11 protein-coding genes and 1 pseudogene are annotated in these 10,917 nt (G+C 67.4%); 6 read left to right on the top strand and 6 right to left on the bottom strand.

The features are described from left to right. Positions 1-14 precede the first annotated feature (14 nt). Both QSK30_RS31760 and fxlM read right to left on the bottom strand, forming a co-directional pair. Positions 15-185, bottom strand: a complete 171-nt coding sequence (locus tag QSK30_RS31760; RefSeq protein WP_285508583.1) for an FxLD family lanthipeptide — start codon at positions 183-185, stop codon at positions 15-17. 57 nt (positions 186-242) lie between these two features. Beyond that, positions 243-1,487 carry a methyltransferase, FxLD system gene (fxlM, locus tag QSK30_RS31765; protein ID WP_285508584.1) on the bottom strand — a complete coding sequence of 415 codons (1,245 nt, stop codon included), beginning with the start codon at positions 1,485-1,487 and terminating at the stop codon, positions 243-245. 476 nt (positions 1,488-1,963) lie between these two features. Here fxlM and QSK30_RS31770 point away from each other — a divergent pair, with 476 nt between their 5' ends. Continuing rightward, complete coding sequence (locus tag QSK30_RS31770) at positions 1,964-3,331, top strand: helix-turn-helix domain-containing protein (protein ID WP_502871915.1); 1,368 nt, start codon at positions 1,964-1,966, stop codon at positions 3,329-3,331. A gap of 5 nt (positions 3,332-3,336) precedes the next feature. Then, positions 3,337-4,215 carry an aminoglycoside phosphotransferase family protein gene (locus QSK30_RS31775; RefSeq protein ID WP_285508587.1) on the top strand — a complete coding sequence of 293 codons (879 nt, stop codon included), beginning with the start codon at positions 3,337-3,339 and terminating at the stop codon, positions 4,213-4,215. 673 nt (positions 4,216-4,888) lie between these two features. Here the strand turns inward: QSK30_RS31775 and QSK30_RS31780 are convergent. Then, positions 4,889-5,239 carry a hypothetical protein gene (locus QSK30_RS31780; RefSeq protein WP_285508589.1) on the bottom strand — a complete coding sequence of 117 codons (351 nt, stop codon included), beginning with the start codon at positions 5,237-5,239 and terminating at the stop codon, positions 4,889-4,891. Between the two features lie 221 nt (positions 5,240-5,460). On the opposite strand from QSK30_RS31780, the gene QSK30_RS31785 reads away from it, so the two are divergent. Then, positions 5,461-6,600 (top strand): ATP-dependent DNA ligase, encoded by a 1,140-nt coding sequence (locus QSK30_RS31785; RefSeq protein ID WP_285508591.1) that lies wholly within the window; start codon positions 5,461-5,463, stop codon positions 6,598-6,600. After that, on the top strand, positions 6,597-7,481 hold the full coding sequence (gene ligD, locus QSK30_RS31790; protein ID WP_285508592.1) for a non-homologous end-joining DNA ligase: 885 nt from the start codon (positions 6,597-6,599) through the stop codon (positions 7,479-7,481). The genes QSK30_RS31785 and ligD overlap by 4 nt, the downstream gene beginning before the upstream one ends. A gap of 388 nt (positions 7,482-7,869) precedes the next feature. Here ligD and QSK30_RS31795 read toward each other — a convergent pair whose 3' ends face one another. Next, positions 7,870-8,007, bottom strand: coding sequence for a hypothetical protein (locus QSK30_RS31795; RefSeq protein ID WP_285508593.1), 138 nt, complete (start codon positions 8,005-8,007; stop codon positions 7,870-7,872). Between the two features lie 792 nt (positions 8,008-8,799). Between QSK30_RS31795 and QSK30_RS31800 the strand changes: the two genes are divergently transcribed. Both QSK30_RS31800 and QSK30_RS37045 read left to right on the top strand, forming a co-directional pair. Continuing rightward, a complete protein-coding gene (locus tag QSK30_RS31800) occupies positions 8,800-9,096 on the top strand; it encodes a hypothetical protein (RefSeq protein WP_285508594.1) in 297 nt (98 codons plus the stop codon). A 215-nt stretch (positions 9,097-9,311) separates the two neighbouring features. Then, the gene (locus tag QSK30_RS37045) at positions 9,312-9,482 is read left to right on the top strand and encodes a TSUP family transporter (protein ID WP_502871916.1); all 171 of its coding nucleotides are present in this window, start codon (positions 9,312-9,314) and stop codon (positions 9,480-9,482) included. 66 nt (positions 9,483-9,548) lie between these two features. On the opposite strand, the gene QSK30_RS31805 is transcribed toward QSK30_RS37045, so the two are convergent. Then, on the bottom strand, positions 9,549-10,646 hold the full coding sequence (locus QSK30_RS31805; protein WP_285508595.1) for a hypothetical protein: 1,098 nt from the start codon (positions 10,644-10,646) through the stop codon (positions 9,549-9,551). 41 nt (positions 10,647-10,687) lie between these two features. Next, a pseudogene (locus QSK30_RS31810) lies at positions 10,688-10,917 on the bottom strand (ISAs1-like element ISMul1 family transposase); the annotation flags it as partial.

Consider the following 10,917-nt stretch of genomic DNA (forward strand, 5'->3'; position numbering starts at 1 on the left):
GCTCCTCGCGCGGGTCAGCAGGTGCTGTTGGAGCAGGCGCTTTGGCAGGTAGCGCCGCAGTTGTCGTCGGTGCTGCGCATCAGGTCGGCCACCACCGGCCCGGAGGCGACGATGGACAGGTCGAGATCGAACTCCGTACCCGAGGCGACAACCGGATCCTGGGTGGCCTGCGCGGACAAGGACATGGCGACTCTCCTTCGCTGAACTGGTGAATCCTGCGTTGGGGACAACCCGGCCGGTCGTCAGGACGAGGTCGGCCAGGAGATCAGGACGCGCGTGTGCTTCTTCTCGATCAGGCGCCCCTGGCCGATCTCGGCGTCGGGGGTTCCGGCCGCGAAGACCTCGATCCGCGCGCCGGGACCGTGCCTGTGCGCGCGGTCCCACTCGCGGACCAGCTCCACGTACCGGTCGGCCACGTGGTCGGAGTCGGGGCCGTGTCCGTAGACGACGAACTCGAACGACGTACCGTCCTCCGTCACCGCCCGCGACGCCCGGTAAGCGAAGCTGGCGCCCTCGATCGCGGTCTTGGCCCCCATCCGCGCGGAGCGTTCGGCCAAACCGGCCTCGATCGCGGCCCGTTTGGCCACCAGCAACCCGAAGCCGTCCAACTCGGTGGCCAGGTACAGGTCCAGCTCGTCGAACGGCTCGAACCCGCCGACCTCGACCCCGCAAGGGCGCACGACGCGAGGGGACACCAGCGCGGCACGCAACGCCTCGGCGTCCACGGCCTGATCGCCGTCCACACGCAAGGCGACGTCCTCGCCGTGCAACAACACCAGACGCTCGGCATTCGCTCCCGAACCCTGGATCGGCACGAACCCGCACAACTCATACCCGCGGCTGACCAAGCGCCCCCGCTCACGGACGAAAGCCACCGACCGGGTCAGCCCACGCAACCGCAGCGGGACCACCAGCACCCCGTCCTCGGCCAGCTGCTCGGTCCACGCCGGGGGAATGTCCCATGCCCCGGCCGTGACGATGATCCGATCGAACGGCGCGTGCTCGGGCACACCACCCTCGGCATCGGCCAGCAACACCCGCACCCGCCCGTACCCGGCCTCGGCCAGGCAGCGCTCGGCACGATCGACCACGAACTCGTCGATGTCGACGGTGGTGACCTCGCCGTCCGGTCCGACCAACTCGGCGATGAGCGCGGCGTTGTAGCCCCCCGAGCCGATCTCCAGCACCCGCATCCCAGGCCGGATCCCGGCCTGCTCCAGCATCGCCGCCTGGATCCTCGGCGCGGACACCGAACTCAGGGCCAACCCGTTCTCGTCCCGCTTGGTGATCACCACGTCGTCACGGTCATAGACCTGCTCCAGGGGCGCCTCGGGAGCGAACACCTCCCGCGGCACCGTGGCAAAGGCCCGAATCACGGAGTCGGTGCGCAGTTCTGCCTCGGTGCGCAGCTGCTCGACCATCACCGCACGCAACGCGGCAGCGTCCTGCCCGGCAGCGGTGGTGTCGTTGTCGTGTCGTGTGTTCACTCGGTCACTCTTCCAGTCGTCAGTCCTGGTCCACGGCTGCACGCGCCGAGCGGCCGGAAATCACCGCATTCAGGTAGGTGTTGGACCGAAGTGGCCCACCGGTCATACAGAGGCCGCGTGTCTGACGCATGTGACAACTCTCGGTTCACGCAGTCATCCCGTACGAAGGGTTGCCTGCAGCCGCGTGATCTGTGACTGCCGAGTCCATACTCAATACCCATCTCACGAGTTGAGGCCAAGGCTGTTGTGCCGCGCAACCTGAAACACGGAAGACATCTCCCAAACGATTGCGGAATCCCGCCCGATCGCTCATTCTCGCTGAAATACAGCTTCGTTGCGTTGTCGAAAACCTAAGCAGACCGTACAATGCAAGAGAACCATCCGTCACCGACCAGATACACAGCGTTCTCCCCGCGCTTTCCCGGCGAAAACCTGCGAGCAAGGGCTCTACCAGCGCTAACACCAAGGGACACCACATGGCAGCCAAGCGACCACGCCTAGCCGCACGGCGAAAATCACTCGGCCTCAGCCAGGAGGCTCTTGCGGAACGCCTTAAGGTGGACGCCACCACGGTCGGACGTTGGGAGTCGGGTGCTCAAACACCGCAACCATGGCAACGACCCAGGATCGCGAAACAACTCGGCATAGGCACCGATCAGCTCGAACGACTGCTGGACGACAGCGCGTCACAGGACACGGAGCCTCCTGCGGACCAGGCCACTCCCGACATCAACCATCTCACGATCATCGCCGCGAATGCAGCCTCTCGCGCATCTGCCGAGATCGCTTTCCCGGAATCTGGGTATCGTCGTGAACTGCTCGGAGTGGCGGCGGCGCTGGCCATCGCGGCGACCGATCCGGACTCTCGATGGCTACCGCACGTGGCGATGGCGAGCCATCCGCTGGTGCCGCGGCGGGTGGGGGTCGCTGATGTCGGTCGGCTGCGTGCGGTGACCCGTGCGCTGTGGGAACTGGACCAGCACCGTGGGGGCGGTGCCTGCCTCGACGCGGCCCAAGGCGCGTTGGTCTCCGCGCGCGCGATGCTCGACGCACCGGCTACCGACGCCGTCACCGCCGACCTTCAGGCCGCCGTGGGTGATCTGCACACCCTGGTCGGGTGGTCGGCTCACGACATCGGCCGTCACGAGGACGCGAGTCGACACTTCCTCGCCGCGCTCCGACTCGGTGTCGCGTGCGACGATCGCGCGATGGTCGCCGCGGCCCTCTACCGGATCGGGCGGGTGTGCCTGCACGTCGGGCAGCCTGACGACGCGCTGCGTGCGTTCCAGCTCGGACAGATGGACGCGCAGAACGTCGGCAGCTACGCCGACCTGGCCCGCCTGCACGTCTCCATCGCGTGGGCACACGCCCTGCGTGGACAACCGAAACGAATGCTGGACAGCTTCGCCCGTGCCGAGCACGAACTCAGCCTCATCGAACCCGGTGTCGCACCGCCCTGGGCATCGGACTTCGCCCGATCCGGTGACTGGGACGGCGTCCGGGCCTACTCCTACACCATCCTGGCCCGCCGCCCGGGCCCCGACACCGACGACTACGCGGGCCAGGCACTCACCCTGGCCGAGAAGCTCACCACCGTGCCCGAGCAGGGCAGACCAGCGCGCTCCCGCGTGTTCGACGAGATCATCCTCGCCGCGGCCACCCTCCGCGTCGGCGACCGGGACCAGGGGATGCGACTCGCGGACCGCGCCATCACCCAGGTCGAGGAACTCCACTCGGTGCGTGCCGTGGACCGACTCGACGACATCGCCCGGGCCGCCATCCACCTACCGGCGGAGAACGCCGACTCGCTGCGAGACCGCATCGACGCGTTGAAGACACGATGACCCACTTGACCACCCAGCGCGCCACCGAGTTCCAGCGGATGCTGACCGCCGCCTGCGGTCAGGTCGGTCTCGACCCGACCGACGCCGAGCTGATCACCTACAGCTCCAACGCGGTCTACCGACTCCCCCGGGCACACGTCGTGGTCCGACTCAACCCTCACGCGGGCAACGCCGACCAAACCCGCGTCCTGGTACACACCGCGCGATGGCTGCAGACAGCGGGAGCACCCGTCGCGCCACTGACAACCGGTCTCGACCAACCCGTCATCGGCCCGGACTGGGCCGCGACCTTCTGGACCGAACTGCGACCCGCCCACCGGCCCGGCTACGCCGACCTGGCCCACCCGCTGCGAGCCATCCACACGGTCACACCCGCAGCGCACCTGCCCGTGTGGAACAAGTTCGCCTACGCCCGCCACCACCTCGCCCAAGCCCGCGGTGTCGACGACACCGACCTCGAGTGGCTCACCTCAGCATGGGACCAAGCCGAACTCGACTACCAAGCCATCGCCGCGAACCTCACCCACGGCGTCGTCCACGGAGACGCCCACCCCGGCAACCTGCTCCGCACCCACGACGGACACCTCGTGCTCTGCGACCTCGACAACGTCGCCATCGGCCCACTCGACTGGGATCTCACCCCCACCGCCGTCAGCGCCACCCGATTCGCCAACGAAACCGACCACCACGACTTCACCACCCGCTACGGCCGCGACGTCACCAACACCGACGGCTGGCCCGTCCTCAAACGCATCCGCGAACTCGTCATGACCACCTACCTCGTCCCCGACCTCGCCAACCGACCAGCACTCAAACCCCAATGGAAACACCGCCTCGACACCCTCCGCCACCACCACGACCACGCACTCTGGCAACGGTTCTAGCCACACCGGACGCACTTCGCGACCACGGCCAGACACATCCGGCAACCGGCCAGGGCGATCACCGCAACAACGCGGTCAGGCCCGCACAGACCAGGATGACGCTGTCGGCGGGCGCCCTGAAGCGCGCCGACGGCTTCTCCGCTCGCAGCGGCAAACTTGATCCCGCCACCGTCGACCAGGCAGAGAAGCTGCGTACACGGGGGCCTCTGGGTGGGCGTGGCCGGGCACCAAACCGCCTGCGCGGCACCCTGCCGCAGGAGTTGCACTTGCCGGTCAATCGAGCGGCGAGCTCGAGTGAGTGGGGTGTGGCCAAACCCGCCCCCGAGTTTCGAGGGAGTCCTCGCGATGGCCCCGGGTGGCGCGGATGAGACGGTCTACGTCGGGGATCACCGGACAACGACGTTGTGCCGCTAAGGCGGCAGGCTTGCGGACCGTTCTGATCCGGCGCGGCAGAGAGGGTCGGGAAACCCGGAGGAGCACCAGCAAGGAGATCTCGGGGTGTCCTGGTGGCGGGTCGACCTTCCCCGCCGACCCGCCACCGGAACCCGCACAGCCTAACCCGGAATCGAACGTATGTGCGACCCGGCTCGGCTCCACACCGGTGGACGCCATCGGTATGAGATCTTCCTCTGCCGCCGAGGGCACGCGAGACGACCCGGGAGTGCGCCCGCGGCTACCGCGGCGGGGCGTCGATCGTCCGGCGCGGGGTGGGGAGCTGGCCGCGGCCTCTGGGGTCGATCATGAGGGGGACGACGTGCCGGTAGGGATCGTCGTCGAGTTCGGCGAGGTCGGGGATCGCGCCGGTGGTGCGCAGGACCCAGAAGTGGTCGACGTCCGGGGCCTCGGCGCACTGGTGGCAGGAGATCCGCACGACGCCGTCGTTCGGGTCGGCGCGGGCCTGGTATCCCCCCGTGCGCAGCGAGTGGGTGCCGACCTTGCAGGTGGCCGGCAGGACCGCGACACGGATGCCCGCGTTGGTGTGTCGATAGTGGACGGTGGCGTCGGGGGGTCGGTCGTCGAACATGGTCGCCACCCTAACCCGCCGATCGAACACATGTTCGCCTAGGTGTGGTGCTTCCCTCGTGCGGGTGACGGACGCACCCGGATCAGGCACACGGCGCCGCGGACCGGTGTCCCAGCGTGACTTCAAACGATCACCAGTGGTCGGCGGCGTCGCGTGGCGGCGGGCGCGGGGTTAGCGTCGAGTCCACAGTGGCCGATGGCGGGCGTGGGGAGTCGAGGGCGATGACACGAGCCGACTCGACCGCGGTGCCAGGGTGGGTGGAGCCGATGTTGGCCAAACCCGATGGCGGCCGTCTCCCGGAGAGTCCGGACTGGACCTACGAGCACAAGCTCGACGGCTACCGGTGCGCGATGCGGATCGCCAGCGACGGCACCACAGTGCTAACCAGTCGCAACGGCATCGACTTCACCGACGAGTTCCCCACCCTGGCCGGCGTCCTGACACCGGGTCTGGACGGTCGGGCGGCGGTGCTCGACGACGAGATCGTCGTCTACGACGAACACGGACACCCGGACTTCGGCGATCTGCAAGAACGCCGCGGCCGCTACCGCAAACACAGCACCTCCCCGCGGCAGGCCGACCCATTCGAGGACGTCCCGGTCCGCTTCCTGGCCTTCGACCTGCTCCGACTCGGCGACGAGGTACTGCTGCACACCCCCTACGACCAGCGGCGCGCGCTGCTCGACCAGGTCCCGATGCCCGACCCGTACCTCGTCTCGGTCGTCCCGGCGGTCACCTTCAACGCCCTCGCCGCCGACCGCCTCACCCCCGCCGCATTGCTCGCCCAAGTCGCCGCCGCCGGCCACGAAGGACTCATCGCCAAACTACCTTCCTCCACCTACGCCCCCGGACAACGACCCGGCACCTGGCTCAAACACCCCCTCACCCAGACCCAGGAGGTCATCCTCTGCGGGTGGCGGCCCGGGCAGAACAGGTTCACCGGCATCCTCGGCGGCCTCCTGCTCGGCGCGCACGACCCCGACACCGGCGAGCTGGTCTACCTCGGCGACGTCGGTACCGGCTTCACCGAACGCGAACGCTCCGCCCTCCAAGACCGCCTCCACGCCCTCGAACGCCCCCGTCACCCGTTCGCGGTCGACCCGCCCCGCGAGGACGTCCGCCGCGCCCGCTGGGTCGAGCCCGTCCTGGTCGGCGAGGTCGTCTACCGCCAATTCACCCGAGGAGCGGGCAGACTCCGCCACACCGCCTGGCGCGGCCTGCGCGACGACCGCGACCCCACCGACATCACCGCCCCCACCCCCGGCCCGGACCACCCGCCGCCGTGGCACCCGCCCCCAAACCCGTCACCGGCAGCGGGACGGGCGAGCGGATCACCGTGCAGGCCGGGACACGACGGTTGACCCTGTCCAACCTGGACAAGGTGCTCTACCCGGCCGACGGGTTCACCAAGGGCGAGGTCATCCACTACTACTCCCGCATCGCCCCCGTCCTGCTCCCACACCTCGCGGGCAGACCGGTAACCACCATCCGCTTCCCCGACGGCGTCGACGGCGAGCAGTTCTTCGAGAAGAACACCCCCAAAGGGGCACCGCCCTGGCTGCCCACCACCCGACTGCCCAGCTCCGGGTCCCGCAGCGGCCGAGGCCCCGGCACCATCGAGTACCCGTTGCTCGACGAGCTCGCCGCGCTGGTGTGGATTGCCAACCTCGCCGCACTCGAACTCCACGTCCCCCAATGGACCATCGGCCCCGGACCCACCCGACGCCCACCGGACCGACTCGTGTTCGACCTCGACCCCGGGCCCGACACCACCATCGTCGACTGCTGCCGCGTCGCCGAACGACTCCGCGAGGTCCTCATCGCCGACGGGCTCACCCCGGTCGCCAAGACCTCCGGATCCAAAGGCATGCAGATCTACGCCGGAATCCGCACCCGACAACCCGAACGACCCTCCACCTACGCCAAAACCCTCGCCGAACGCTTCGCCGCCCAGACACCCGAGCTGGTGACCGCGACGATGGCCAAGAACCACCGACACGGCAAGGTGTTCATCGACTGGAGCCAGAACAACCCCGCCAAAACCACCATCGCCCCCTACTCACTACGCGGCCGAGAACACCCCACCGTCTCCACCCCCATCACCTGGGACGAAGTCCACACCTGCCACCACCCCGACCAACTGGTGTTCACCGCCGACAACGTCCTCGACCGCATCGACGACCATGGCGACCTATTCGCCATCGTCATCACCACACGGGCCGCTCTGCCTAAGCGAGGGTGACGCTGGACGCAACCTGAGCCAGGCCCGCAGACAACGGATCACCGGTCCGCGCTCCCACGAGTTCATCCAGCCCGGAAGTCGCCCGCCTTGAGATCGCAGTGGGCAAGCCGCACGTGGTCGCCGCGCGGGCCGCTCTACGGCGGCTCCGACCACCAGCTCGCCGCCGATCTGCTCGACACTGAGATCACGTCCGGCGCCCTTCGCCGCCCTGCGTCCACGTACCCAATGCGCCGCGGCATATTAGGTACGTGGACGAGTCTTCGGTGCATATACATCCAGTGTCCGAATTAGACACAAGTCTGGTAGCCGCATCGGCGTCCAAGGCTGACGGCCAGCACCATCGGTGACGGGGCCTAGCGTCCACCGTTGGTTGGCGCCTCGACTGCGCTCAGGTCCAGTCGATCTCTCGGCCGACGTCCTTTCCGTCCGCGAGCTTCCCTGCCGCTTCGTGGGCATCGGCGATGGCACGCGCGAGGGTTCGCACGTCTCCGTCGGAGGCGTCGAGTTCTCCGAGCAGGTCGCGCAACTGCCGGACAACGGTGACGCGCCTGCACCGGGGTCTCGTGAGTGGCGCTAGCGTCCCGGGCGCGGTCGACGAAGGATGCGATCTCGGATAACGGAGTTGACTCGCCGATAAGAGCGGAGCGCTCGACGGCCGCGGGCGTCTCCCGAAGGTCCGGAGATCATCAGTATCAATGGTGTTCTAGCTGGCGAACCTTGACACGCCAGCCCACCATTCCTCGCTCGTACCGCCTCAAGAGTGACAGTGATCGGGGCGGCGGCCGATGTTCTGGGTTCCGCGCGATGCGGGCATGTTGCTGGACTCCACTAGGAACGTGGAGTTCGGGCTGATCGCTGGGGCGAGTCCGTAACGCGCGGACCGGGCGCCCGCCGGACCGCCCGAACCCTGGGCGCAAGCCGCTACCTGGTCCGGCACGTGCGGCAGCTGGGCACCGACGAGGAAGGCGTCGTCATCCCTGCGGGGACGGCACGAGGGTGCGCTTCTGAAGGCAGAGTGCATACGTCGAGAGCTGACCGCGGTCTAGCCGGGACGCGACACGATCGTCGTCGAGAAGTGCATCGTCGTGACGTCAAACCTGCCTGCGTCGCGCACAGTGCCTCAGCCCTGTCGTGCGATCAGCTTCTCTGGGCGTGCCTATGAAATCTCGTCAGGGGCCGCGTTGCTGCGGGGACGCCGCCTGGGTCTGCCCGCTGCGTCGGCATCTCCGCGGGAGCGAGTACGGGGATCTGGATTCCGGCAGGTCAGTTTACTGCCTGGGCGGGAACTCCAGCGTGGAGCCGAAGATAGGCTGACGTAGTGACCTCACGCATAGAACTCGACCTACCGTACCCGGGAGACACGTTGCCCCTGGGTGACCTGGAACGTTTCGTTGACCATGCCCGCCGGGCGGGCGCTGGCTCGGCGACGCCCTTGATCGTCGTCGGCGCGGACCAGGACGACAGCATGACCATCGGACTACGCATCGAGTTCGAGAGCACCAGGCAGGACCTGATCCGCTTGCTCGACGAGATCGACAGCAACGATGGCGACCCCCACGCCCAGCGTCGAGCCACCAGGGAACTACGGGAGCACCTGACCAAGTCGACTGGGTAGCCCATGTAGGGATCGGGCAGTCCTACCACTCACGACGTCTTGATCGCCACCGCCTTCACCATCGGCACGATCGCCGGCATCTACGGCATCGGCGGCGGCACTCCTCGGCCCCATCCTCGTCGGCCGGGGAATGCCCGTCGCCCGGGTCGCTCCCGCCGCTCTGGCCGCCACCTTCGCGTCCTCCCTGGTAGGGGCCTGCGCCTACGATCCTCGCCTTGACCGGCGCCCCGCATTGGCAACTCGGCGTGGCCTGCGGAGTGGGTGGCCTCCTCGGAGGACTCGTCGGTGCCCGATTACGTCCGCATCTGCCCGAAACCACCCTCCGCCGCCTCCTCGGCGCCCTGGCCCTGGCCTTGGGCGTCGGCTACGCCATCCGACACATCTAGAAACCCTGTCTCGGTCGACAGAAGCAAGGTCCAGGCGCGGCTGCAGAATGCAGTAGAGAATGGCCTTTAGCTGCGGGATTTCAGGTCGCTCTTAGCTGCTGTCTCGTTGGCACTGTGTGCGCGGCCAAGGAGTGTAGCGAGCTTGTCATTGTCAAGCTGCCACTTCAACACTGTCGCGGCATCGCGGAGCGCATTCAGGACGGCTATGACTGCCGCTGTGCTGACCAGGTCGGTCAATGGGCCGGGTGGCTGCTGCACCTGGAAGGTCGGAACGCCGTCGAACAGGTGCATACCTGCGGTGTGCACCGCTCCGACACTGGCGAGGTCGGCCAGTAGCATCTCGATGCGAAGGCACTGGTAGACGGTGCTGGAGTGGGGGGCGCTGCTCGCGTCGGGGACGACCAAGCCGAACGTTGCGGCGGCTGCGATGACTTCTTGTTGTCGTTGCAAGGCGACGTCGGGATGGTGTTCGTCGACCGAGTCGAGCGCAAGACGTACCGCGATCCCCAGTCCAGGACCGGTCGGGTCCGTCATCTCCTCGAATCGTGCGGCGAGGATGACCAACGCGCGCAGGGCGGGTAGTGCTTCGATTGGGTGACCAGAGTCGATCAGCTTGTTGATGCTGTGGAAGAAGGCGACAGCTTGTCCGTAGAGCACGAATGCGAACCTGTGGCCGATCGACCGGTCGGAGCGTAGACCGTTGGCCAAAGTCTCCTCGATCAACGACATGGTCGTCCGGCGCAGTTGCAGGACAGGGGAGGTCGGTGTTGTGCTCACCGCCATCCCATCGTCGGTCAGGTCGATCGGCGCTTGGCCGTCGACGGGCCTGCCGCGCAACTCGATGCGGTCGAGTTGGAAGCCGATGTCCGGATGAACGTGCAAGGTCATCTGTTCCTTGTGGTTCATTTCAACCGTACGACCCTCGACCGCCGACTCGATCCTGGTGGTCCAGTGCAGCCGTGGGTACATCTCGCCCTCTGGGGCGGGGTCGGCGGCTGTGCCGATCAGACGACCGCGGACCACCTTGCGTAGCGATTGCACGTCCAGCGGCGTGATGGCCAAGAGGCGTTCGGCGATGTCCTCGGGGACGGCGAGCAGGTTGATAATGGTGCGGCGGATGTGGCCGAACGTAGCGTCGATGACCTGGTTCGCGTGCGTCGCCACCCAGGGCTAGATCAAGATCACCTTGAGTAGCGGAGTGTCACTTAGGTGGCGAGTAGTGGCAGTGCTCTGGTGCGATCTCGGCAGATTGATTCGGTAGTTCGCTTGATGTCATGATGACCGTTGAGTCGCAGCAGGCCGGCGGCGAGATTTTTGAGTGTCGCCATGGCTCGTGGCCCGCTTCCGGTGTGCGATTGATGCGCGTCTTCGCGCCAGGTGACGTCACGTACGTAATGAGATTTGTTCTCTATTCCCCAGTGTTCGCGAGTGTAGG

It is taken from the genome of Actinokineospora sp. NBRC 105648 (genome assembly GCF_030269645.1).
In the GTDB taxonomy this organism is placed as follows: domain Bacteria; phylum Actinomycetota; class Actinomycetes; order Mycobacteriales; family Pseudonocardiaceae; genus Actinokineospora.